We start from the raw sequence: 24,601 nt of genomic DNA on the forward strand, positions 1-24,601 counted from the left end.
GCTGCGCTTTTTTCATTATACGGTCTTTTGATTTTCCTGATTGAAATAGACTTCATAGGGATGGACATCGATCTGCATCTCAGCCAGCTTTTTGCGGAGGAATTTATGGTCCCTTTTTGGCGTAGCTAGGATATAACCCCGAATGATATGTTCAAGTTTCATTGATTTCACTTTTTCCTCTAATAAAATCTGTCCGATCCGGCCAGCGATTTTCTGCTTGGCGACAGGACGGAAAAGATCTGGAACAGGTTGGACCAATTCGTTCAACATCGCTTTTTCTTCTGCGCCCCATAAATGGATCGTCTTATCGACATAATATTCTTCCCAGTTCAAATCCGAAAGCCCGTCTTCTTTTGGCATCGATTTAAGAAACTTGCGGAACATGAAATATCCGCCTATGGCAAAACTACCGATTAAAACAGCGCCCCAGAATAAGATAAACCATAAAAACCAACCTTCAAGTGCCATTTTGTTCACCTCATTTATTCATACCTGTTCCTATTATAGAAGGGTTTTTTAAAAAATTCATTAAAAAGGTATCTTCTTTTTTCATTTGTGTCTATATAGCGAATGAAAGGAGGTGATCGACATGGCAGTCAGCGAATTTAAGAGTGCAAGCATCCGTTGCACATTTGATCTTGGCTTGGATAGCAAAGGCAAGCCGAAGAAAAAAGTAAAAGCGTACCACAATGTTACAGAAGCAGCAGGAGCAACACAAATCTTTGAAGTGGCAGTCGTATTGGCAGACTTCGGTACAAAACCGATGATGCTTGTTGAAAAACAATCCGGCTTGAACATCTTCGCGTAATTCAACTACTAATGAGGGGGAATAGGAAATGGCCAAAACATTGGAATTGATTTTTGAAACAGCTGCAGGAAAAGATGTGACTTTATCGATCGAGGAACCGCGTGAAGACGTTACGACGCAAGAATTAAATGCAGGCATGCAGACCATCATTACGCAAAACATCTTTGAAGTGGAAGGCTCTGCTTTTGCAAAAGCCAAGGCTGCCCGGCTCGTTGAACGGAATGTCACAGATTATCCGCTATAAGCAACAAAAGCTCTCCTTAACGGGAGAGCTTTTTAAAATAGGAGTGAGGTGAAAACGATGGATGAATGGATGCGTTTAATCCAAGAAGTGGGATTTCCGATCTTTGTGTCATTTTATTTGATGCACCGGGTGGAGGCAAAACTAGTAGCGATACACGACGCCCTCATCACTTTGAAAGTATCCTGATTTCACAGAATTGTGATAAAGGGAGGCCTGCAAATATTGAATTCAACAGCCTCATTCGTTAAGATGGATAGAGCAGAAGAATGGGGGCAGGCAATTGAAAGGTTTCAAAATGCTCGTGCTTTTAGCTTTGGTCTTTTTGCTTTCAGCATGTGGTGATCAGCCGATCGACGATTTTTCACATACTAACCAGCGAGGCGAAACGGTGTCTTTGGAAAGTTTAAAAGGAACGCCGTGGCTTGCGACATTTGTTTTTACAAATTGTGAAACGGTTTGTCCGCCGATGACGTTTAATATGGCAAGTATTCAAGAAGAATTGATCGAAAAAGGAATCGAAGACTATAAAATTATCGCTTTCAGCGTCGATCCAAGAGAAGACACTCCCGAGAAAATGGCGGAATACCTAGCGAATTTCTCGGTGCCGGACGACTCCAAGTGGAATTTGTTGACTGGATACAGCCAGCAGGAAATCGCGGATTTCGCTAAAGAAAATTTTAAAGCTTTTGTAAAAGATGATCCTAACAGCGATCAAGTTGTGCATGGAACTTCTTTCTATCTAGTCGACCAGGAAGGCAAAGTCACCAATAATTATGATGGTTTTGAAGAAGTGCCGGTCGATGATATTGTAAAAGATCTGCAAAATTTAATCGAATGAAAAAAACCGGTCGTTAAAGACCGGTTTTTTCTTTGCTCAGCAAATCGCGGATTTCCATAAGAAGCTCTTCTTTTTTGTCGAGCACTTCTGGCTCTTCCTCTGCTGGTACATCTTTTTTGCGCTTGAATTTCGTAAACAATCGAATCACTAAGAATATAGAGAATGCAATAATGAAAAAATCGATGACCGATTGGGCGAAAGCGCCGTAACGAAGATTTACGCCATTTAAAGAATAAGTTAAATCTTCGACGCTGAAACCGCCGATTAAGATTCCGACAAGCGGCATAATAATGTCTTCTACAAGAGAAGAGACGATTTTACCGAATGCTGCACCGATGACAACCGCTACAGCCAGATCCAAGACATTTCCTTTTAAGGCAAATTTCTTAAAATCTTCCCACATGTTTAACACCACCTTTCTTTAAGTATACCGAAATGGCCTCTATTGGCTAGGAAAATTTAAAGGAAAGATGGACACTGTTTTTATTTTCCAAAAGAAAAATAAAAAACTTTATGGTAAACTAGGGGAAATACGTGATAGGTGTGGGAAAATGAAGAAAAAGAAAAAAAAGGGCCTGGCGACTCGGATTAAAATTTGGTTTTTGATCATTCTGGTGCCGGTAATGCTAGTAATAACCACACTCGCGATTGTGGTTTTTTATGTGTTTAACCCAGGGGATGTCGTGCACACGATCAAAGAGACGCCCCAGCAATTATTTGAATTGGAAGTTCCAAAAGAAAACATCCCCTTGTATAAAGAAGCGGCAGAAACGTATGGCATTCCGTGGACATTGCTTGCCGCCCATCATCGGATTGAAACCAAATTTTCGACGATGGATCCGCTTTTATCGCCGGTTGGCGCAGAAGGCCATCTGCAATTCATGCCCTGTACATTTGTTGGTTGGCAGCACCCGACCTGTTCTGGATTAGGGGGAGGGGAAATTCCCGAGAAGGAAAAAACCGATCCGGCTGTCATCGAAGAATACGGTGGTTACGGTGTAGACGGGAATGGGGACGGAGTGGCAGATCCCTATGATCTGACAGACGCTTTGTATAGCGCAGCCAATTTCTTATCGAAATACGGCGCAGCAGACGGCGATTTGGAAAAGGCGATTTTCCAATACAACCATAGCGATAGTTACGTGAAAGACATTCTGCATTATTATCACTTGTATGAAGAGCAATTTAAAACACCATAAAAAAGAAGCGGGGCAGATGCCTCGCTTCTTTTTTTTGTTTGTTATTAAGCTCTGCGGCCTTTTCTCATTGAACCTAAGATCAAGCTCAATACAAAGACAAGTACTAAAGCACCAATTAATGCAGGGATGATGAATACGCCCCAAATTTCAGGACCCCAATCTCCAAGCAGCAAGCTACCAAGCCATGCGCCGATAATACCTGCAATAATGTTTCCGATAATGCCTCCAGGAATGTCTTTACCGAGGATTAGACCCGCAAGCCATCCGATGATACCACCCATAATCAAATATAATAGAAATCCCATTTCGTTCCAGCTCCTTTTAAGGTTATGAATAATTGCTACACTGAATATATAACCTTATTCAGGACGTTTGAAACATATACAAGTAAATTTTATAGTATATCAGCGCCAAGGGTGTTTTTGAAATGCCGTAATGCCCAGCGATGGCCCTCCTCGTCGAAGCTTGCAACCGCCTCTTCGTGAACTTTGATCGCAAAGTTTTTATTGTAAGCATCGACTGCTGTGTGAAGCACGCAAATATCCGTGCAAACCCCGACAATATGCACTTCCGTGATATTTCGCTCTCGCAGCATGATTTCCAAGTTGGTGCCGGCAAAAGCACTATACCGCGTTTTATCCATCCAAACAATTTCTTCTTTATGCTGCTCATAAACTTCTGCAAGGCGCCCGTAAAGATCTCGCCCAGCTGTTCCGCGAATATTATGCGGCGGAAACAGTTTCGACTCCGGATGCAATTCATTTTCATGTTCATGCAAATCAACCGGCAGAACAACATAATCGCCATTCTCCAAAAATTGCTCGGTCAACGAGCATATTTTTTCTTCAATGGCCTGCCCCGGTTTTCCAACCGTCAAAGCTCCATGATCTGCTACAAAATCCACCGTATAATCCACGACCAATAATGCTTTTTTCATCCCAATTCCTCCCATCGTCTATGGCTCCATCTAATCATAAAAACAATTTAATGAAAAGTGAAAATAATCTTTTGTGAATTAAAAAACTATTCAGTATATTGATTGAAAGAGATGAGTAATATGGTTTTTGGAAACACGCAGAAGTTGAATCGCCAAGCCCTTTGGTTTGCAGCACTTCATTCATTGGTCATCCCGAATTTCGCCATCGATTTCGAGTTCTTTATTTAATAATGAAAAACGCCTGCCCGTAAATTGGGACAGGCGTTTTATAGGTCAATCCTGTTTAAGGCGAGTCAAGGATTCTGTCAGCATGCGGGAAGCGGAATCAAGTGAGACTCCCATAATTTCCTGGATTTCTTCCAAGTTCTTATGTTCGACCGTATAGAGATGGTGGACATAAGCGAAGCGGAGATCTCCGGAGCGGATCGGCACCCCCAAAAAATCCGTTAAGGCTTCTGTATAATCTGACAAGGAACCCATTTTAAACATGGAATAGCCGTCTTTCACTTTTGAAGAAAGAAGGTAAGGCGTATTGCGGAAGACTGCGCGTTCGATTCCTTCCATCAAAACCGGAACCTCTTTGCCGGAAAATTCAAGTTGGCAGACGTAGCCATCCTTTTTCTCCAACGGCAGCAACAGGCCGCCATCCACGTCTTCGAAATCATCCACTTCAATCGTGGTCATATCGCGCAAGCGCAGTCCTCTCATATACAAGATGAAAAGGATTTTGGCATTCAAAGACAACTGGCTGGATTCGAGCACCGAATCTTTTTTCTCCAGCAGTTCACCGTAGTTTACGTGAATATCAGCCGGTGTCAGGTCCAGCTTTTCAGCGAATTTGAATTTCGGCATAAAATCCACCGGGATCTTGCCGATCTGCCACATATAATCGAACCACAGGCGGATATAGATCAGTTTGCGGTTAAGTGTGCTGTCTTTAATGCCTGTTTCGTGTTGCTGCTGAAGGAATTTTTGTATATCAATCGGCCGGATTTCATGCGGTTCCACCGGTTTTTTATAAGTATTGCGCAAAAAGGCGAAGAGCGCTCGAATCAATTGGACTTCATGGACAACCGTATTCGGGCTGATGCCATTTTTTAAACGATATTTTTCATAGCCATAAGGCATTCCGCAACACTCCTCATCTCATTCTTATCTATAATTATACCATTAAATGGATTGAATAGAACGCACTTTCCCCCTGAAAACCCTGTAATCACGTGGTTTTTTATAGGAAATCCCGATTTTTTCTGTATACTAGGCGAAAGTGCTTGTTTTTGGCTGAAATGGGGTATGCCATACAAGAGGGCAAAAGATTAGTTGGCGATGAAAATGGAGGCATTCGAATGTATAAAGAAGACAACGAAAAAGTTCGAACCGCAGTATTAAGAGCGGTTGACGGCATTTCAGACGAAATATTAAATACGAAACCTTCTCCAGAAGAATGGTCACCGATGCAAATCCTCGATCATCTTCAGTTGATGGAATCGGTGGTCGCCGGAAATGTTCAAAGACAACTTACGAAAAGCGAAAGCGAAAGAGCGAGGAAAAAGCCAATTCAATTGACTGTCAGCCGGTTGATTAAAGTGGATGCCCCGAAATACGTGGTGCCGACGAATGACTTTGTGTCTCTAGAAGAGATGAAGAAGCGTTTGGAAGCATCCGCCGCATTGCTGGATGCAGTTTATAAAGAGGCTTCACCTGAAGCGCTCGAAGCAAAATCATTGCCGCATCCTGTGTTCGGCAAAGTGCCTTTAATTCAATGGTTTCCTTTTGTCGGGCTGCATGAAAAGCGCCATTTAAAGCAATTGGAGAAGACATTGGAAAAACTTCACGCTAGTCCCAATAAGTAATTGGAAAAACTTATCACATTCTATAATTTTAATGTAATTTACTTATGCTTATGGATTCGTTATGATAGAAGAGGAGAAAAGACGCTAACAAAAGCCTTTTCAGAAGATTTAAAGGAGGAACATGATCATGGCAAAAAGCAGTTTGCATAACAGCCGTACTTCTTTTGAGCTAAATGGCAAAACGTTTAACTATTATCGTTTAGCTGCATTAGAAGAAGCAGGAATCGCGAAAGTATCACGACTTCCTTACTCAATTAAAGTCCTTTTAGAGTCTGTCCTGCGCCAGCACGACGGATACGTCATCAAAGACGAGCATGTTGAAGAACTTGCTAAATGGGGCAAGAACGCAAACAAGGAAGCTGAAGTTCCGTTCAAGCCTTCCCGCGTTATTCTTCAGGATTTCACTGGGGTTCCAGTTGTTGTCGATTTGGCAGCACTCCGTTCAGCTATGGCTGAAATGGGTGGAGATCCAAACAAAATCAACCCGGATGTACCGGTTGACTTAGTCGTTGACCACTCTGTACAAGTAGACAGCTACGGTACAAACGAAGCATTAAAAATCAACACGAAATTAGAATTTGAACGCAATGCAGAGCGCTACCAGTTCCTTAGCTGGGCTCAAAAAGCATATGACAACTACCGTGCAGTTCCACCTGAAACGGGTATCGTTCACCAAGTTAACCTTGAGTACTTAGCTAACGTGGTTCATGCCATCGCGAACGAAGACGGTACGTTCGAAGCTTACCCGGATACATTAGTCGGAACAGATTCCCACACGACGATGATCAACGGTCTTGGTGTTCTTGGATGGGGCGTCGGCGGCATCGAAGCGGAAGCTGGAATGCTTGGACAACCTTCATTCTTCCCGATTCCTGAAGTAATCGGAGTTAAATTGACAAATGCATTGCCAAACGGCGCGACTGCTACGGATTTGGCACTTAAAATTACACAAGTGCTTCGCCAAAAAGGTGTGGTTGGTAAATTTGTTGAGTTCTACGGCGCTGGTGTTACAACATTGCCGCTTGCAGACCGTTCAACAATTGCGAACATGGCACCGGAATACGGCGCAACTTGCGGATTCTTCCCGGTTGACGAAGAAGCACTTGACTACTTGCGCTTAACTGGCCGTGAGGAAGACCACATTGCCATCGTTAAAGCTTACTTGCAAGCAAACGATATGTTCTTCGATGCAGACAAAGATCCTGTTTACACAGATACAATCGAATTGGACCTTTCGACTATCGAACCAAACCTTTCAGGACCTAAACGCCCGCAGGATTTGATTCCTCTTTCTCAAATGAAAACGGAATTCAACAAAGCGGTTACAGGACCTGAAGGCCCGCACGGTTTTGCGTTAGGCGAAGAAGAAATCAACAAGACAGCTACTGTCAACTTCAAAGACGGCTCAACAGCTGAAATGAAGACAGGCGCAATCGGCATCGCTGCCATCACGTCTTGTACGAACACTTCAAACCCATACGTAATGCTTGGTGCTGGACTTGTTGCGAAAAAAGCAGTTGAAAAAGGCTTAATGCCGCCTGCGTACGTGAAAACTTCACTTGCTCCAGGTTCAAAAGTCGTAACTGGCTACTTGCAGCAAGCTGGACTTTTGGATTACCTTGAGCAAATCCGTTTCAACTTGGTCGGCTACGGCTGTACTACGTGTATCGGTAACTCAGGTCCAATGCTTCCTGAAATCGAAGATGCGATTTTAGACAGCGACTTATTGGTGACTTCTGTTCTTTCGGGTAACCGTAACTTTGAAGGACGCATCCACCCGCTTGTAAAAGCGAATTACTTGGCTTCACCGCCGTTAGTTGTTGCTTATGCTTTAGCTGGAACAGTGGATATCGATCTTCAAAACGACCCAATCGGACAAGATAAAGAAGGCAACGACGTCTTCTTGAGCGATATCTGGCCAACAACTGAAGAAGTAAACGAAGTTGTTAAGAGCACAGTGACTCCTGAATTGTTCCGTAAAGAATATGCTCGCGTATTCGACGAGAACGAAACTTGGAATGCAATCGAAACAAATGACGATTCTTTATATAACTTCGATGAAACTTCGACTTATATCCAGAACCCGCCATTCTTCCAAGGTCTTTCAAGAGAGCCTCAGCCAATTCAAACACTTGCTGATTTGCGTGTTGTTGCGAAATTTGCTGACTCCATCACGACTGACCACATTTCACCAGCTGGAGCAATCGGCAAAGATACACCAGCAGGGAAATACTTGCGCGAAAACGGCGTAGAACCACGCAACTTCAACTCTTACGGCTCACGCCGAGGAAACCATGAAGTCATGATGCGCGGAACATTCGCCAACATCCGTATCCGTAACCAAGTGGCTCCAGGTACAACTGGCGGCTTCACAACTTACTGGCCAACGGGTGAAATCATGCCGATCTATGACGCAGCGATGAAATACCAGGAACAAGGAACTGGCCTAGCCGTGCTTACGGGCAAAGACTATGGTATGGGTTCTTCACGTGACTGGGCTGCTAAAGGCACATTCCTTCTTGGAATTAAAACAGTCATTGCGGAAAGCTATGAGCGTATCCACCGTTCAAACCTTGTGATGATGGGTGTTCTTCCATTGCAATTCGTTAATGGACAAAATGCTGATTCACTAGGGCTTACTGGACGCGAAAGCATTTCAGTGAACTTGACAGATGACGTAAAACCACGCGACATCTTGAAAGTTACAGCAACTGCTGAAGACGGCACAGTAACAGAATTCGACGCATTAGTGCGCTTCGACTCTGAAGTTGAAGTAGATTACTACCGCCATGGTGGTATCCTTCAAATGGTACTGCGCAGAAAATTAGTAGAAGCGTAAGAAAAGCCCAAGCGGCCGTGTAAGTTCGACGGGCATAAGACGAATTGCCGAAGCGGCGCTTTTTGCCGCACAGGCGAGGCGGCTTATGACCCGAGGACTTGGCCGGTGAAGTCTGGACAAGTAAGAAAAACGCAATGTAAAACGTTCAAAATAAGCTGCCGAGAAGTTCTTGGCAGCTTATTTTTTATTTCTATCCGGATTTTTTGTATACTTACAGACAGAGGTGAAAAGGATATGTACATCAGTGAAAAAGAAATTGAAATCCGTTATGCGGAAACCGATCAAATGGGCGTTGTCTACCACGCCAATTATATTATTTGGCTGGAAATCGGCCGGACAAAATTGATTGAAGACTTAGGGTTTACATATGCAGGGATGGAAAAAGACGGTTACCTGTCTCCTGTGACGGACATTTCGATCCAATACAAGGCAGCGCTCCGCTACGGACAGAAAGCGATAGTGCGTACATGGGTGGAAAGCCACGACCGGCTGCGCACGACATACGGCTACGAAGTGCTCCATGAAGACGGCACGCTCGCTGCAAAAGCGACATCCGAGCATGTCGTCGTGAAAAAGGACAATTTCCGACCGGTATCGATCAAGAAAATCTACCCGGAATGGCATGCGAAATACGAGGAAATCAAAAGGAAATCCCCCGATGGCGTTCGGAATTAAGCGAGACGAATTGAATCGGTGGAAGCAGGACGTGGAAGATGAAAAAATCGCATTTCTGACCCATTATTGGATCGATGAGCGATTCCCAGGCGCATCGACTGTCACGAAGGTCGGCTGCAGCAATTTAAAAAAGCTTGAAAAATGGGGCCGTCAATACGGATTGAAACCGGAATGGATGGACCTTCGAGGCAATTATCCGCATTTCGATCTTTTCGGGGAACACCAAATCCGCATATTGGAAGCGGAAGGCATGATTGACCAATTGAATAAATTCAAAAAAGAAAAAGCGTGAGGAGCCTCACGCTTTTTCTTTTTCGTATGAATAATCAAGTTCGTGCAAGTCGTCATTGACCGAGACTACTAAGTCATGGCCGTCAAAATACCAAATATCCCGTTCTTCAATGTAGTAGGTCACTTGGTCTTGTTCGACGGCTGCGGCCGCATTGTCCGGCTCGTCTTTTGTGACACCAAGCGAGAATCCGGGCTGCAGGTTTCCTGCCCCTCCGTAGCGGACAAAAAAGCGGACCGTGTCGCCAGATTCGACTTCCATTTCGTTATGGAACCATGTAAATGCATCTTCAGTGATTTTGATTTCCACGTATCGTGCACGCCCTTTCATTCAGCTAAAGCCATTTGACCTTCGGTTCTGTACCGGCTTTGATGCGCGCGATATTCGCCCGGTGCCGGTAAATGATAAATGATGCGAGAATGATGATGACAATAAGGAATGGATAATCTCCGGTGTTAAGTGCGTAAATCAGGGTATAGATGACTGCAACGATGGCGAGGATAATCGATGACAGCGATACCATTTTCGTGATTTTTAAAGCGATCAAGAGGACAACTACTGCCACAATGAACAACGGCCATTGATAGCCGAGCAAGATGCCGCCGGAAGTGGCAACCGCTTTGCCGCCTTTGAACTTCGCAAAAATCGGGAACATATGGCCAATAACCGCAATCACACCAAATACCAGCGGGTGGACATTTGTCTCCATATAAAGCGGAATCATGGTAGCTGCAGTCCCTTTGAAGATATCAAGAACGGTTACCACGATGCCCGCTTTGATGCCGAGAGTGCGGAATGTATTGGTCGCGCCCAAATTGCCGCTTCCTTTTGTCCGGATATCCGTTTTGTAAAAGATTTTCCCAACCCACAATGCAGACGGGATCGAGCCGAGCAGATAAGCTAGTATGACTGGAAGCAATATGTCCATGTTGAACTCCTTTAAACAGCTGATATTTATAGTTCAAGTTTAACATGAAGCGCGTTCGTTCGACAATATAGAGAGCCGGATTGCAAATGCTGAACGTCGCCGAATATGATACAATAGAGGGACACAGCAGTTAATGAATGAAATTATCGGCTCCGCATGATACTGTTAACGCATGAAAATACGGAAAAGGGATAGGTGAATTGCATGAATAATCCAAGCCGTGTAGAAATCAAAGAAATACTGGATACTGCAAAAACCATTGCAGTTGTAGGGCTTAGCCCGAACGTGAACCGGACTTCCTACATGGTTTCCGAAGCTATGCAAAAAGCGGGATACCGGATCATTCCTGTCAATCCGGCAGCAGACGAAGTATTGGGTGAAAAAAGCTACGCTTCGCTACTGGATCTGCCGGAACCGGTCGACATCGTCAACGTTTTCAGACGCAGCGAATTTCTTCCGGAACTTGCGGAAGATTTCAAAAAAATCGATTGCCCAGTCTTCTGGACACAATTGAACGTCGTCGATGAAGAAGTCTTCAATGACTTGACCGATAAAGGCTACACGGTCATCATGGACCGGTGCATCAAAGTGGAACATGCCATCCTTAAATAAGATCACGAAGGAGAAGAGGGCGCAAAGCTCTCTTTTTCTGTGATTATTGACAGATAGCACGGTTATCGATACGATTAAAAGAGAGATATGTACGAACAGATGTTTGATGGAGGGAAAGCAATGGCCAAAATTCAAAATACGGCATACAACGAAGAAGCAATCCAAGTACTCGAAGGCTTAGATGCCGTTAGAAAACGCCCGGGTATGTATATCGGTTCTACCGATGCGAGAGGTTTGCACCACCTGGTCTATGAAATCGTCGACAACTCAGTCGATGAAGCATTGGCTGGATTTGGTGAAAAAATAGATGTGACGATCCATGAAGACAATAGTTTGAGCGTCCGGGATTACGGACGGGGCATGCCGACCGGGATGCACCGAAGCGGAAAACCGACGCCGGAAGTTATTTTGACCGTCTTGCACGCCGGCGGAAAATTCGGGCAAGGCGGCTATAAAACGAGTGGAGGGCTCCATGGCGTGGGGGCTTCTGTCGTCAACGCGTTGTCCAAATTCCTTGAAGTGACAATTCACCGCGACGGCAAAAAATACCGCCAGCGTTTTGAAAACGGCGGCAAGCCAGTGACGACACTTGAAGAAATCGGCTCGACAAAAGAAACCGGCACTTTGATCCATTTCTTGCCGGATGACACGATTTTCTCGTCGACAAAATACAATTATGAAACTTTATGCGAGCGCTTGCGCGAATCCGCATTTTTATTGAAAGGCTTGAAAATCGAATTAATGGATAAACGCACTGACGCCCACGACACGTTTTTCTTTGAAACGGGAATCGAAGCGTTTGTGAGCTATTTAAATGAAGAAAAAGATGTCCTGCATCCCGTCGCTTACATCGAAGGGCAACAGGAAGAGATGGAAGTCGAATTCGCTTTCCAGTTTAACGACGGCTATTCGGAAACGATTCTGTCATTCGTCAATAATGTACGCACACGCGACGGCGGTACGCACGAAACAGGAGCGAAAGCGGCGATGACCCGCGTGTTCAATGACTATGCGCGAAAAATCAATTTGCTGAAAGACAAAGACAAGAATCTCGAAGGCTCGGATATCCGTGAAGGGTTAGCGGCGATTGTATCGGTCCGGATTCCGGAAGCGTTGCTGCAGTTTGAAGGCCAGACGAAAAGCAAGCTCGGTACCAGCGAAGCCCGCAGCATCGTCGACTCTGTCGTTTCACAGAAATTGATGTATTTCCTTGAAGAAAATGCGGAGTTAAGTGCGTCGCTTGTACGAAAAGCCATCCGTGCTTCCCAAGCCCGCCTAGCTGCCCGTAAAGCGCGTGAAGATGCCCGCAACGGCAAAAAACGCAAGAAATCAGACGCTTTATTGTCCGGCAAATTGACGCCGGCACAATCCCGCAACGCAGCTAAAAATGAATTGTACCTGGTCGAAGGAGATTCGGCCGGCGGTTCAGCGAAGCAAGGGCGCGACCGGACCTTCCAGGCGATCTTGCCGCTCCGCGGAAAAGTCGTTAATACGGAAAAAGCGAAATTAGAAGAAATCATGAAAAATGAAGAAATCTCGACGATCATCCACGCCATTGGCGGCGGCGTATCATCAGACTTCTCGATCGATGACATCGCCTACAATAAAGTCATCATCATGACCGATGCGGATACGGACGGCGCGCACATTCAAGTGCTGCTGCTGACGTTCTTCTACCGCTATATGAAGCCGTTGATCGAAGCGGGCAAAGTATTTATTGCCTTGCCGCCGCTTTACAAAGTATCGAAAGGCATCGGCAAAAAAGAAGTGGTCGACTACGCCTGGACCGAAGCGGACCTTGAAGCTTCGACTAAGAAAGTCGGCAAAGGCTATATGCTGCAGCGCTATAAAGGGCTAGGCGAGATGAACGCTGACCAATTATGGGAAACCACGATGAATCCGGAGACCCGGACCTTGATCCGCGTGACCATAGAAGACGGTGCGCGCGCTGAACGCAGAATTACGACCTTGATGGGCGATAAAGTAGAACCAAGAAGAAAATGGATTGAAAACAACGTCGACTTCGGCATGGAGGAAGACGCGAATATTCTAGAAAATGATTTGATTCATGCTGAGGAGGAACTTGTATGACACAAACCGAACGTTTCCAAGATCTGCCATTAGAAGAAGTCATCGGCGATCGGTTTGGGCGCTATAGTAAATACATCATCCAGGACCGTGCGCTTCCGGATGCTAGAGACGGCCTGAAACCGGTTCAGCGGCGGATTCTTTATGCCATGTACAAAGAAGGCAATACGAATGATAAAGCATTCCGTAAATCGGCAAAAACCGTCGGGAATGTCATCGGCAACTACCATCCACACGGAGACAGTTCGGTCTACGAAGCGATGGTGCGTTTGAGCCAAGACTGGAAAATCCGCCATATGCTCGTAGAGATGCACGGCAACAACGGATCGATGGACGGCGATTCGCCGGCTGCGATGCGTTATACAGAAGCGCGGCTATCCGCGATTTCATCAGAATTGCTGCGGGACATTGACAAGCGGACCGTAGAATTCATCCCGAACTTTGACGATTCGGACATGGAGCCGACGGTATTGCCATCCCGCTTCCCGAACCTGCTGGTCAACGGTTCGACAGGGATTTCTGCCGGTTACGCAACGGATATCCCGCCGCATGCCTTGCATGAAGTACTGGATGCTGTATTGATGCGCATGGACAATCCAAAAGCGACTGTTGATGAGTTGATGACGGTCATCCATGGACCGGATTTCCCGACAGGGGGAATTATCCAAGGGGTGGACGGCATCAAAAAGGCATACGAAACCGGCAAAGGGAAAATCATCATCCGTTCAAGAGCTGCCATTGAACCGCTAAAAGGCGGGAAAGAGCAAATTGTTATCACCGAAATTCCGTTTGAAGTCAACAAAGCGTCAATGATCAAGAAAATCGACGATCACCGCTTTGACCGTAAACTGGAAGGGATTTCAGAAGTTCGCGATGAGTCCGACAGAACGGGATTGCGGATCGTTATCGAATTGAAAAAAGACGTCGATGCGAACGGTATTTTGAATTACCTTTACAAAAATACCGATCTGCAAGTCAGCTACAACTTTAATATGGTGGCGATCTACAAACGCCGTCCGACGATGATGACGCTGCAGTCGATGCTTGATGCATATATCGAACACCAAAAAGAGATCGTGACGAAACGTTCGGAATTTGATTTGCAAAAAGCAAATGACCGCATGCACATCGTAGAAGGCCTGATAAAAGCTTTATCCATTCTCGATAAAGTCATCAAAACAATCCGCGCTTCGAAAGACAAGCGCGATGCGAAAAATAATTTAATTGCCTCTTATGCGTTTTCTGAAGCACAGGCAGAAGCCATTGTTTCTTTGCAATTATACCGCTTGACGAATACCGATATCACGGAATTGAAAGCGGAAGCAGACAGCTTGAAAAAGCTGATTGCTGAATTGACGGGAATCTTGACGAGTGCCACCAAGCTAAAGAACGTCATCAAGAAAGAACTGGCGAATGTCCGTAAGCAATTTGCTGAGCCTCGCCGTTCTTCGATTGAAGAGAAAATCCAGGAAATCACGATTACACGCGAAGTCATGATTCCAAGTGAAGATGTGGTGGTAACCGTAACAAAAGAAGGTTACGTGAAACGCACAAGCACCCGTTCACATGCTGCATCGAATGGCCAGGACTTTGCGATGAAAGACACTGACCACTTGCTGTTTGAAGGCAATCTGAACACGCAAAATACCATTTTGCTGTTCACGACAGCCGGCAATTTTGTTTACCAGCCGGTGAATGAGCTGCCGGATATCAAATGGAAAGACTTAGGCCAACATTTATCAAGCATTGTCCAATTGGAGCCGAATGAATCAATTCTTGCGGCGTATCCGTTTGAGAATTTTGATGAAGATGCTTATATTTTGACCGTTTCGAAAAACGGTTTAGTCAAGCGCTCAGCTTTAAAAGATTACCATGTCCAGCGCTATTCTCGGGCAATCAAAACGATGAACTTGAAAAAAGACGATGCGATGATTTTTGCTGGGTTGATGAAAAAAGAAACCGAACTTTTCATCGGAACGAACCAAGCGTACGGTGTGCGATTCCCGATAGAAGAAATTCCAGTTACGGGACTTCGTACAGCTGGCGTCAAAGGCGTTAATTTGAAAGACGGCGACGAAGTGGTATCTGCCGTCTTGATCAATCCGGAGGAAAAACAGGATCTGATCTTAGTGACACAGCGCGGAGCTGCGAAGAAAATGAAGCTTCAGGAATTCGAAGTAGGGAGCCGGGCGAAGCGTGGGGTTGTCATGCTGCGCGAGTTGAAATCGAATCCTCACCGGGTGGTTGCGGTTATGGCAGCGACAGGGAAGGAAGAAGTGCTTCTCGAAACAGCAAAAGGCATACGAATGAACCTAGCGGCCAATAACTTAAAAACGGTTGACCGTTACTCGAATGGATCGTTCATCTTAGATGAAGGGTCGGACGGAAAAGTCATTGCCGCTTATCGGATTGAAACAAAAACCGAATAAGAGAAGCTTAAAGCATTGCCCCAGGGCAATGCTTTTTTGATTTCAACGAGCCTTTTACACATAAGCATTTGCTTATTAAATAAATAAAATAGTTATGTAAACTATTAAGATTAGAGTTCCAACCTTTATATAACTAAATGCTTATGGGTTTAATAAAATAATTATGTAAACATTATTTATACTATTTCATTTAATTAAATCATCCCCTTATATAATTGTCGGTGAATTCCGACGATTCAATTGACACAGTTTCACAGCAGAAATATACTTGATCTATAACAGTTGTAAAATCTTTGGAAATAAGGGAGGAACGTCTATCATGTTTGCACCTTTAACACCGCTCGATTGGAAGCGCCGGGCGATCAAGTACTATCCAGATAAAACGGCGATCATTGACGAAGAGAAGACTTTTACATATAAAGAGTTCGGTAAACGTACAGATCAGCTAGCTTTTGCCTTACATAACGCAGGCATCCAAAAAGGCGACCATGTGGCAGTGATGCTGCCGAATACCCATTATATGCTCGAATGCTTCTACGGCATTTGCCAACTTGGGGCTGTGATGGTTCCGCTGAATTACCGCCTGACAGCCAAAGATTTGGAGTACATCATTCGCCATAGTGATGCACGGATGCTGATTGTCGATGCGGAATTCGGAAAAATCATTGAAGGCATCCAAAAAGAATTGCCGATTGAAAAATACATCGTCGTCGAAGTGGAAGGCCATGATTCTCATATTGACGGGGAAACGTATGAATCGTTCATTTCCTCGTCTGAAAGCGAAAGGCAATTGCCTGAAGTGGAAATCGATGAAAATCAGATGTTGACGTTGAACTATACGAGCGGCACGACTTCGAATCCTAAAGGGGTCATGCTGACGCACCGCAGCAATTATTTGAACGCTGCGAATTTCCTTCATCATTTGAATGTCACGCACGATGATGTCTATCTGCATACCTTGCCGATGTTCCATGCTAATGGCTGGGGCGGCGTCTGGGCGCTAACTGCTGCAGGCGGCACCCATGTATGCCTTCGGAAAGTGGATCCTCCACTAATTTTGGAACTTTTTGAAAAACATCATATTTCACTTCTTTGCGGTGCACCGACTGTCGTCAATATGCTTGTTAATGAACCAAAGGCGAAACAAGTAAAGATTTCGACCAATCCGCGGATGGCGACAGCTGGAGCTCCGCCTGCTGCAGCGTTGATTGCGAAAGCACAGCAGATTCTCGGATTGAACATGATGCATGTCTACGGCTTAACCGAGACGTCCCCGTTCATCCTTTACTGTGAGTGGAAAAAGGAATTCGACAGCAAATCGCCGGATGAACAGGCAGAAATAAAAGCGCGGCAAGGAATTGAACTGGCGTTTAACGGAGAAACAAAAGTTGTCAATCAAGAAGATGGCCGAGAAGTCGCTTGGAACGGCAAAGAACTTGGCGAAATCATCACACGCGGCAATGTCGTCATGAGCGGCTACTACAAAGATCCTGAAAAAACAGCGGAAGCGATCAAAGACGGCTGGTTCTATACGGGTGATTTAGCTGTTACATATCCAGACGGCTATATCGAAATCCAGGACCGCATCAAAGACATGATCATTTCAGGCGGTGAGAACATTTCTTCCACTGAAATCGAAGGCGTGCTTTATCAGCATCCGGATGTAATGGAAGTCGCTGTCATTGCCGTGCCGGATGAAAAATGGGGCGAAGTGCCAAAAGCGATCATCGTGCTGCAGCCGGGAGCAAATGTGACGGAACAAGAAATCATCGACTACACCCGTTCAAAAATGGCACATTTTAAAGCGCCGAAGTCGATTGAGTTCGTCGAAGCGCTGCCAAAGACCGCGACAGGAAAACTGCAAAAATTCCGCCTGCGGGAAATGTATTGGAACAGTTCGAAAAAAGTGAATTGAAGACAAGCTGGAGCAAATTTGCTCCGGTTTTTGTTTTAGAAGGAAAGGATGGATTGTCAGTGGATAGCATCATTTTTGATTTGGACGGAACGTTATGGGATTCCCGCGAAACCGTCGCTGCTGCCTGGAATGCCGCAATTGAACAAAACAATTTGGACGCGAAGCCGATCACGGTCGAAGATTTAAAATCGACCATGGGCCTTCAAATGCAAGACATCATGAAGAAACTGTTTCCGCAATACGATGAAACGGTAAGGACTGAATTGATCGAGGCTTGCGGGGAAGTTGAATGTGTTTATTTGAACAAAAGCGGCGGAGAACTTTACCACCGGGTGGAAGAAGTATTGAGCCGGTTGGCAGAAAGCTACCCGCTCTATATCGTCAGCAATTGCCAGGAAGGCTATATAGAAGCATTTCTGGCATTCCATCAATTGGAGGAGTATTTCAAGGATTTTGAAAACCCGGGAAGAACCGGATTGACGAAGGGTGAAAACATTCAATTGCTGATGGAGCGTAACGGGCTCAAGCAGCCGATTTATATAGGGGATACAGCAGGAGACCAGCAAGCTGCCGAATACGCAGGGATTCCTTTTGTCTATGCGGCTTACGGATTTGGGGAAGTTGAAAGTTTCGACCGCAAAATTGACCGTTTTGAAAACTTGATTGAAGTAGCGGAGCTGACTTGAATTTCAGCAGCTCTCTATTTTTTTTGTAAAGGAAGGGCTTACATAAGCGGCTCTTCTTTTTTGTTTGCTGTGAATAGGGTAGTATGGAAAAAGAAGAGAAAATGGGGATTGCAGAACACCCTTGGAGTTTGAGGAAGTAAATTTCTTGACCGATGGCCAAAGTATTTTTGGACAACAACTGAATAAAGGCCAGTTCCTTTTGATGGTTGTTTGGACAATTCGTAAATAGCCACATCGAACACCAAACACGCTGCATGATCCAAATCGAAACATGTAGATTCACGATTATTGGAGGAAATTATTCATGGCCGAAACAACTGCATTACCGAAACAACCTATTTTCAGAACGACCCCTATCCTTGTTTCATTCCTGATTGCCGGGTTCATCGGGCTTTTTAGTGAAACTGCCTTAAATATGGCATTAGGGGATTTGATGATGCAATTCAACATCAATTCAGCTACCGTTCAGTGGCTGACGACCGGCTATCTGTTAACGCTCGGCATCCTGGTGCCGGTATCGGGTCTATTGCTGCAATGGTTTACGACGCGCAAGCTGTTCATGGCCGCACTCGGCTTTTCAATCGGAGGGACGTTGCTCGCAGCTCTGGCGCCAACTTTCGAAGTTTTAATGATCGCTCGTGTTATCCAGGCGATCGGCACCGGCTTATTGCTGCCGCTGATGTTCAATACCATTCTGGTCATCTATCCGGTCCATCGCCGAGGAGCGATCATGGGATTGATGGGGCTGGTCATCGTATCAGCGCCTGCCATCGGGCCGACGATTTCCGGTTTATTGATTGAAAACTTGAACTGGCACTGGATTTTCTGGATTTCATTGCCGTTCTTAGTCTTTGCGTTAGTTTTTGGCATTGTCTTCATGCAAAATGTCTCTGAAATCACCAAGCCCAAAATCGATGTGGTTTCCATCATTCTCTCGACGATCGGTTTTGGCGGCATCGTCTACGGTTTCAGCAGTGCCGGAGAAGAAGGATGGGGAAGCTCAATTGTTGTATCGACTTTGCTTGTCGGTGTCATCGCCCTGTTCCTATTCGTATTGCGTCAACTGAAAATGAAGCAGCCGATGATCAATATGCGCGTCTTTAAGTTTCCCATGTTCACATTGGGCTTATTGAGCGTCTTCATAGCCTTTATGGTTATTTTGTCAACGAGCATCCTGCTGCCGCTTTACTTGCAGACGGGACTTGGCTTAGCCGCTTTAATCGCGGGCCTTGTGCTCCTGCCAGGCGGGCTTTTGAACGCATTGATGTCACCGGTGACGGGGCGCTTATTTGATAAGTACGGACCGCGCGGACTCGTGACACCCGGATTCATCCTCATGATGATCATGCTTTGGCAATTTACAAACGTTACAACCGAAACGTCCATTTACTGGATCATCGTGCTGCATACATTCTTATTTATCGGCATTTCGATGGTCATGATGCCCGCTCAGACAAATGGCTTGAACCAGTTGCCGAGAAACTTGTACCCGGATGGTACAGCGTTAATGAATACGCTGCAGCAAGTGTCCGGCGCAATCGGTACAGCTGTTGCGATTACGATCATGTCCACATCGCAGGAAAGTTTCCTAAAAGGTGTGGCTGAACCGGCAAATCCTTCTGCCATTGCCGCTTCTTTGACAGCGGGCATTCAAAATGCCTTCACATTCGGCTTGATTTTAGCGGCTGTGGGATTGGTCATTTCGTTCTTCATCAAATCCCCGCTCGCTGCGAAAGAGTGAGGTCAGAACCATTTGTTTTTTGAAAGGAGTTTTCGTTATGGCAAAAAGAACTTTGTATTTCTTGTGTACAGGCAATTCTTGCCGCAGCCAGATGGCTGAAGGCTGGGGAAAAGAGATTCTAGGTGAGGACTGGCAAGTGCTAAGTGCGGGAATCGAAGCGCACGGCTTGAATCCAAATGCAGTCAAAGCGATGAATGAAGCCGGAATCGACATTTCTGCTCAAACATCGGATCGGATCGATATGGATATTCTCACTAACGCTGATTTTGTAGTTACTTTATGCGGAGACGCAGCGGATAAATGTCCGGTGACACCGCCGCACGTAAAACGCGCTCATTGGGGATTTGAAGATCCCGCAAAAGCAGAAGGCACAGAAGAAGAAAAATGGCAGGTTTTCCAAAGCGTCCGCGATGCAATCGGTGAACGGATCCGTGAATTTAGCCGGACCGGCAATTGATTGAAGGGCAATTAAAAATACCGTTCCCCAAAACGGGAGCGGTATTTTTTTCTGTTCAAATGACGCCGATCAAGACGGAAATGGCAAGCAGAACGATGCTGAAGCCCCACATGATCAAAAGCGAATAGCGGATGTGGCGGCCCATTTCAAGTCCAGCGAGGCCGAGAGCAAGCCAAAGTGCCGGAGAAAACGGGCTGACAAATGTACCGATGATGTTTCCGATTACCATTGCATAAGCGGTAGAAAGCGATGAAACGCCTGCGCCGGAAGCCACTTGTTCAACTATCGGCAAAAGGGCGAAGTAATAGGCGTCGGTGCTGAGCAATAAGTCAAACGGAACGCCGAAAAACCCAATGATCAGATGGAGATATGGCAGGACAAATGCCGGCAGTATTTTTACTAAATCCGTAGCGATGGAATCTAGCATCAACGTGCCATTCAAAATTCCAAGGAATGAACCGGCAGCCAGGATGATCGCTGCCATCAGCAAGGCATTCGGTGCATGTGCTTTGATTCGTTCCATCTGGTCTTTCATATTTGGATAGTTAAGCGGCAAGGCCAAACTGACCCCGATCATGAAAGCAAAACCGGCGGGCACGATGCCCCAGACCAAAATGCCGATGATGGCAAGTGCAAGGATGGCATTGGCCAAAAGCAATTTTGGCCGGCGCAGAGAAGCAGCTTTCAAATTTGCTTCGTCATCTGCGCTGTCGATCGGCGAAGCCGCCTCTTTATAAAGTTCTTCATTGAAATCACCGCGCTTAGCAATCAACCGCTTCTCGCGGATTGCCAGTAATATAGCAAGCCCAACCAACAGCAGAAGGCCAATGACTTGTACTTTGATCAATGGGCGCCAGAGTTCTGTAACGTCGACTCCGAGAACGGCTGCCGTACGGCCAAGCGGGCCAGCCCATGGCAGCATGTTCATGATGCTCGCTGAGGTACCGACGAGCAAAAGCAATAAGTACGGATTCATCTTCAAGCGTTTATAGAGCGGCAACAAGGCGGGAATCGTGATCAGGAATGTGGAGGCCCCTGAGCCGTCAAGCTGTGCGACTGCGGCGATCAACACCGTTCCGACGGCGACGGCGATGACATTCCCCCGCGATAAAGCAATCATCTTATTGATCAAGGGATCGAATAAGCCGACGTCCTGCATCAAGCCGAAAAACAGAATGGCAAAGATGAACATGATGACCACGCTCATCACGGATTCAATCCCGCTGTTGAAGAAATCGCCGATTTCCGCAAATCCGAAGCCGGCGACAAATGCCGCTACAATCGGTACGAGCACTAATGCCACAATCGGTGTGATTTTGTTGCTGATCAATAAGCCGACAATAATGGCAATGGTCAATAAGCCGATAATACTTAACATAATAATTCCTCCCGTTATGTAAAAAAGTAAATGGAAGGGTGAATGAAAACGCATACAATTCATGCGTTTAGAAAAACCCCTTTGCTAAAGATGTTAGAAATAAACTTAGCACAGAGGGGTTTGAAAAATAAGATTATTCAATTAAGGCATTTAAAGCGCATTGCGTTCGTTTTGTTCATTTTGTCCACGGAATGTATCGCCGTTCGGGACGGCCGATTTCCCCGTAGTTCAACTGGGCTTTCGCATCGCCTGTCGACACCAAATGTTCGAGGTAACGGCGTGCGGTCGACCGGCTGACCCCGACCGCTTTGCCGGTTTCCATGGCGTTCACACCAGGGGCAGGGGAAGAGGTTAACACTTCGAGCACGTCAGATAAGGTCAAGGCGTCAATTCCTTTTGGCAAATCTCCTTCTTGAGCGGCTTCCTTAGAAATCCCGCTTTGCTGGCGGCCGAAAAGGCGGTCGATGTCGCTTTGTTTCAAATCCGTTTTTGACGCAAAGAACGTTTTTTGATCCCGGTAGCGGAGCAGGCTTTCTTGAAAACGGCTAAAGTCCACAGGTTTGATCAAATAGTCGAAAATGCCGCCGCGCATCGTTTCTTCAATCGTCCCGGCATCCGTTGCTGCTGACAGCATAAGGATGTCGACTTTAGGATAGGCGCTGCGGATTTCCCAAAACAAGCTAAGGCCTGAGCGGTCTGGTATGTAGACATCCAGTAACACAAGATCCGGCAAAGGATCCGCCTGCTGTAAAAAAGCGATCGCTTCATCGCCGGTTTTAGCGATGGCCTCTACATGGAAGCCCTCGATTTGATCCACCAATTCCTGGTTAATGCCTGCTACGCGAAAATCGTCTTCAATAATGAGTACATGTATGTTCGGTTTCATCTTTTAGTCGCCTCTTTCGGTATTGAAATTACAAAACAGGCCCCACCAAGCTCACTTTCTTCCAGATGCAAGTCGCCGCCGGCTCTTTCAACCAACCGATGAGCAGTGTGGAGGCCGTAGCCCCGGTCATTGCCGGCTTTTGTAGAATAGCCTTTGTCAAACAACCGTTCAGCATCTGCATCTGCTAAACCCGGCCCGGAATCTTCGATTTCGAACAGAAGATCGTCGCCGACGTCCGTGAAATACAATGAAATCTGCCGGTAATGGGGAGGAGCTGTTTTCACAGCTTCCAACGCATTGTCCAAAAGGTTGCCGAGAGCGGTTAGAATAGCTTGCTGTTGAGACGCATTCAGTTCTGCCTTTAATCGGCTTTCCGGTTCAATGGAGATGGCCACATGCTGTTCATTCGCCTGATGGAATTTGCCGAGCAATAAGCCGCTGATCAATGGGTCCTGCACCTTATCCACCAGATGGCGATGCCATTCCTGCTGCGTCTTGCGTTCCAGTTGGATAAATTCCAGGACTTCTTGCTTTTTATTCAAATGAATGAGCCCGGAAATGGTATATAGCTTGTTCGAGAATTCATGGGTCTGGGCCCGCAGCGCTTGTGCATATTGTGTGACTTGAGAAAGTTCTTTCGTCAATTTGTCAATTTCGGTTTTATTGCGGAAAGTGGAAACGGCACCGGCCAGTTCACCTTCTACATAAATCGGTCCGGAGTTGACGTAAACGGGCGTGTTGCCGTACATGCGCTCTTTGTCAAAGCGGCTTTCTTCAGACTTCAAAATGGCGGGTAGCTCGGAGTCAGGGAAGGCTTTTGTAATCGGCTCGCCAATCAGTTTTTCTCCCGGTTCTTCGTCACCGAACAGCAAACGCTTGGCCATTTGATTGAGCAATGTGATGCGGCCCGTTCCGTCCACCGCAATAATCCCTTCATGCGTCGACTGCAGAATCGTTTCTTTTTGGAATAAAAGATGGGCAATTTCTTCCGGCTCGAGCCCATGTAAAAGGCGTTTAATATAAGAAGCAATGCCAAGAGCCGCCAAAAAACCGGCTGCGGCAATCAGCAAAAGCATGAGCCAGAGTTCTTGGTTGTAAGCTGCAATAAGGGTCTGAATATCCGTTGCAAGGAAACCGACCGACACGACACCGATGATTTCACCATCTGCATAAATCGGGACTTTCGCACGCAAGGAACTGCCGAGCGACCCCGTTGCTTCTGATATATAAGATTTGCCGAATGAAAGCGCCGCCTGGTTGTCTTCTCCCACCATCTTTTGGCCGATTTTTTCAGGCACCGGATGGGAATAGCGAATTTCTTCCGTGTTGCCGACCACGATAAATTCTGCATCGGTCGCTTTTTGGAGAGGCGAGATGAGCGGTTGGATTATGGAGGCTGGATCTTGTTCGTTGAACGCTTCCGCAATTTCGGGATTAAGCGCGATGCTTTCCGCTAATGCAAGGGCTTGTTCCCCGAGTTGCCCTTTTAAGGTATCGGTGACGAAATACTGAAGGAAGATGCCCATGACTGCCACAACAGTTAAAATCAGAAGACCGATCAACAAGACCATTCTCATTTTTAAATTCAACCGATTTCGCGGTGGCTCTGTCTGTTTTGTGTTTCCGGTTTTGGGAAAGTGGATCATCCGGTTGGCTCCTTCCTGAATAGTTGCTTTTGCCATAATAGCATAGATGTGGGCCTGTGAAACGAGGGGAAGGGTAGAAAATGCCGGTGGTACTTCCATAGAAAAGAAAAACGCCCCTGGATGTCGGCACTTGGTTGCAAGTGCTGGAATCCA

At 45.9% G+C, this 24,601-nt stretch carries 26 protein-coding genes; 16 read left to right on the forward strand and 10 right to left on the reverse strand.

The features are described from left to right. Window positions 1–15: 15 nt before the first annotated feature. The gene (locus tag NFU07_RS00575) at window positions 16–468 is read right to left on the reverse strand and encodes a DUF2621 family protein (RefSeq protein WP_235199128.1); all 453 of its coding nucleotides are present in this window, start codon (window positions 466–468) and stop codon (window positions 16–18) included. A 121-nt stretch (window positions 469–589) separates the two neighbouring features. Between NFU07_RS00575 and NFU07_RS00580 the strand changes: the two genes are divergently transcribed. From NFU07_RS00580 to NFU07_RS00595, 4 genes are all read left to right on the forward strand, one after another. Further along, on the forward strand, window positions 590–808 hold the full coding sequence (locus tag NFU07_RS00580; RefSeq protein WP_251473105.1) for a DUF1659 domain-containing protein: 219 nt from the start codon (window positions 590–592) through the stop codon (window positions 806–808). Window positions 809–836: 28 nt separating this feature from the next. Continuing rightward, a complete protein-coding gene (locus NFU07_RS00585; protein WP_251473108.1) occupies window positions 837–1,052 on the forward strand; it encodes a DUF2922 domain-containing protein in 216 nt (71 codons plus the stop codon). Between the two features lie 57 nt (window positions 1,053–1,109). Further along, complete coding sequence (locus tag NFU07_RS00590; protein WP_251473109.1) at window positions 1,110–1,238, forward strand: YvrJ family protein; 129 nt, start codon at window positions 1,110–1,112, stop codon at window positions 1,236–1,238. A gap of 109 nt (window positions 1,239–1,347) precedes the next feature. Beyond that, window positions 1,348–1,890, forward strand: coding sequence for an SCO family protein (locus tag NFU07_RS00595; protein WP_251477006.1), 543 nt, complete (start codon window positions 1,348–1,350; stop codon window positions 1,888–1,890). A gap of 13 nt (window positions 1,891–1,903) precedes the next feature. Here NFU07_RS00595 and mscL read toward each other — a convergent pair whose 3' ends face one another. Next, entirely contained in the window at window positions 1,904–2,293 is a 390-nt protein-coding gene (mscL, locus tag NFU07_RS00600; RefSeq protein WP_251473113.1) for a large conductance mechanosensitive channel protein MscL, read from the reverse strand. 148 nt (window positions 2,294–2,441) lie between these two features. Here mscL and NFU07_RS00605 point away from each other — a divergent pair, with 148 nt between their 5' ends. Further along, complete coding sequence (locus NFU07_RS00605; RefSeq protein ID WP_251473133.1) at window positions 2,442–3,089, forward strand: lytic transglycosylase domain-containing protein; 648 nt, start codon at window positions 2,442–2,444, stop codon at window positions 3,087–3,089. 44 nt (window positions 3,090–3,133) lie between these two features. Here NFU07_RS00605 and NFU07_RS00610 read toward each other — a convergent pair whose 3' ends face one another. The 3 genes from NFU07_RS00610 to NFU07_RS00620 form a co-directional block, all read right to left on the reverse strand. After that, on the reverse strand, window positions 3,134–3,394 hold the full coding sequence (locus tag NFU07_RS00610) for a GlsB/YeaQ/YmgE family stress response membrane protein (RefSeq protein WP_251473135.1): 261 nt from the start codon (window positions 3,392–3,394) through the stop codon (window positions 3,134–3,136). 89 nt (window positions 3,395–3,483) lie between these two features. Further along, complete coding sequence (locus NFU07_RS00615; RefSeq protein WP_251473138.1) at window positions 3,484–4,026, reverse strand: cysteine hydrolase family protein; 543 nt, start codon at window positions 4,024–4,026, stop codon at window positions 3,484–3,486. A gap of 273 nt (window positions 4,027–4,299) precedes the next feature. After that, on the reverse strand, window positions 4,300–5,154 hold the full coding sequence (locus tag NFU07_RS00620; protein WP_251473145.1) for a site-specific integrase: 855 nt from the start codon (window positions 5,152–5,154) through the stop codon (window positions 4,300–4,302). A gap of 218 nt (window positions 5,155–5,372) precedes the next feature. Here NFU07_RS00620 and NFU07_RS00625 point away from each other — a divergent pair, with 218 nt between their 5' ends. The 4 genes from NFU07_RS00625 to NFU07_RS00640 all read left to right on the forward strand — a co-directional run bounded on the left by NFU07_RS00625 (window position 5,373) and on the right by NFU07_RS00640 (window position 9,685). After that, window positions 5,373–5,879 carry a DinB family protein gene (locus NFU07_RS00625; protein ID WP_251473149.1) on the forward strand — a complete coding sequence of 169 codons (507 nt, stop codon included), beginning with the start codon at window positions 5,373–5,375 and terminating at the stop codon, window positions 5,877–5,879. Between the two features lie 127 nt (window positions 5,880–6,006). Continuing rightward, window positions 6,007–8,718 carry an aconitate hydratase AcnA gene (acnA, locus tag NFU07_RS00630; RefSeq protein WP_285835915.1) on the forward strand — a complete coding sequence of 904 codons (2,712 nt, stop codon included), beginning with the start codon at window positions 6,007–6,009 and terminating at the stop codon, window positions 8,716–8,718. A 234-nt stretch (window positions 8,719–8,952) separates the two neighbouring features. After that, window positions 8,953–9,393, forward strand: coding sequence for an acyl-CoA thioesterase (locus tag NFU07_RS00635; RefSeq protein WP_235199138.1), 441 nt, complete (start codon window positions 8,953–8,955; stop codon window positions 9,391–9,393). Further along, window positions 9,377–9,685 (forward strand): hypothetical protein, encoded by a 309-nt coding sequence (locus NFU07_RS00640; protein WP_251473155.1) that lies wholly within the window; start codon window positions 9,377–9,379, stop codon window positions 9,683–9,685. The genes NFU07_RS00635 and NFU07_RS00640 overlap by 17 nt, the downstream gene beginning before the upstream one ends. 6 nt (window positions 9,686–9,691) lie before the next feature. Here the strand turns inward: NFU07_RS00640 and NFU07_RS00645 are convergent, their stop codons facing one another. Together NFU07_RS00645 and plsY are read right to left on the reverse strand one after the other, a co-directional pair. Next, window positions 9,692–9,991: a HesB/YadR/YfhF family protein gene (locus NFU07_RS00645; RefSeq protein WP_251473158.1), complete on the reverse strand. Its 300-nt coding sequence runs from the start codon at window positions 9,989–9,991 to the stop codon at window positions 9,692–9,694. A gap of 25 nt (window positions 9,992–10,016) precedes the next feature. After that, the gene (plsY, locus tag NFU07_RS00650) at window positions 10,017–10,610 is read right to left on the reverse strand and encodes a glycerol-3-phosphate 1-O-acyltransferase PlsY (RefSeq protein WP_251473165.1); all 594 of its coding nucleotides are present in this window, start codon (window positions 10,608–10,610) and stop codon (window positions 10,017–10,019) included. 204 nt (window positions 10,611–10,814) lie between these two features. On the opposite strand from plsY, the gene NFU07_RS00655 reads away from it, so the two are divergent. From NFU07_RS00655 to arsC, 7 genes are all read left to right on the forward strand, one after another. Then, window positions 10,815–11,222, forward strand: coding sequence for a CoA-binding protein (locus NFU07_RS00655; protein WP_235199141.1), 408 nt, complete (start codon window positions 10,815–10,817; stop codon window positions 11,220–11,222). Between the two features lie 120 nt (window positions 11,223–11,342). Further along, window positions 11,343–13,313 carry a DNA topoisomerase IV subunit B gene (gene parE, locus NFU07_RS00660; protein WP_251473168.1) on the forward strand — a complete coding sequence of 657 codons (1,971 nt, stop codon included), beginning with the start codon at window positions 11,343–11,345 and terminating at the stop codon, window positions 13,311–13,313. Continuing rightward, window positions 13,310–15,739, forward strand: a complete 2,430-nt coding sequence (gene parC, locus NFU07_RS00665; RefSeq protein ID WP_251473171.1) for a DNA topoisomerase IV subunit A — start codon at window positions 13,310–13,312, stop codon at window positions 15,737–15,739. Before parE ends, parC begins: the two co-directional genes overlap by 4 nt. A 319-nt stretch (window positions 15,740–16,058) precedes the next feature. After that, window positions 16,059–17,654, forward strand: coding sequence for a long-chain-fatty-acid--CoA ligase (locus tag NFU07_RS00670; protein ID WP_251473173.1), 1,596 nt, complete (start codon window positions 16,059–16,061; stop codon window positions 17,652–17,654). Further along, the gene (locus NFU07_RS00675) at window positions 17,627–18,340 is read left to right on the forward strand and encodes an HAD family hydrolase (protein ID WP_309296761.1); all 714 of its coding nucleotides are present in this window, start codon (window positions 17,627–17,629) and stop codon (window positions 18,338–18,340) included. Before NFU07_RS00670 ends, NFU07_RS00675 begins: the two co-directional genes overlap by 28 nt. Before the next feature lie 304 nt (window positions 18,341–18,644). Then, a complete protein-coding gene (locus NFU07_RS00680) occupies window positions 18,645–20,081 on the forward strand; it encodes a DHA2 family efflux MFS transporter permease subunit (RefSeq protein ID WP_251473177.1) in 1,437 nt (478 codons plus the stop codon). Window positions 20,082–20,118: 37 nt separating this feature from the next. Next, window positions 20,119–20,538 carry an arsenate reductase (thioredoxin) gene (gene arsC / locus NFU07_RS00685; RefSeq protein WP_251473180.1) on the forward strand — a complete coding sequence of 140 codons (420 nt, stop codon included), beginning with the start codon at window positions 20,119–20,121 and terminating at the stop codon, window positions 20,536–20,538. Window positions 20,539–20,593: 55 nt separating this feature from the next. Here the strand turns inward: arsC and NFU07_RS00690 are convergent, their stop codons facing one another. The 3 genes from NFU07_RS00690 to NFU07_RS00700 form a co-directional block, all read right to left on the reverse strand. Beyond that, window positions 20,594–21,916: a CitMHS family transporter gene (locus NFU07_RS00690; RefSeq protein WP_251473183.1), complete on the reverse strand. Its 1,323-nt coding sequence runs from the start codon at window positions 21,914–21,916 to the stop codon at window positions 20,594–20,596. A gap of 175 nt (window positions 21,917–22,091) precedes the next feature. Beyond that, window positions 22,092–22,802, reverse strand: a complete 711-nt coding sequence (locus NFU07_RS00695) for a response regulator (RefSeq protein ID WP_251473186.1) — start codon at window positions 22,800–22,802, stop codon at window positions 22,092–22,094. Continuing rightward, the gene (locus tag NFU07_RS00700) at window positions 22,799–24,448 is read right to left on the reverse strand and encodes an ATP-binding protein (protein WP_251473194.1); all 1,650 of its coding nucleotides are present in this window, start codon (window positions 24,446–24,448) and stop codon (window positions 22,799–22,801) included. The genes NFU07_RS00695 and NFU07_RS00700 overlap by 4 nt, the downstream gene beginning before the upstream one ends. Window positions 24,449–24,601 lie beyond the last annotated feature (153 nt).

Source organism: Planococcus sp. NCCP-2050 (assembly GCF_023708025.1).
Taxonomy (GTDB): Bacteria; Bacillota; Bacilli; order Bacillales_A; family Planococcaceae; genus Planococcus.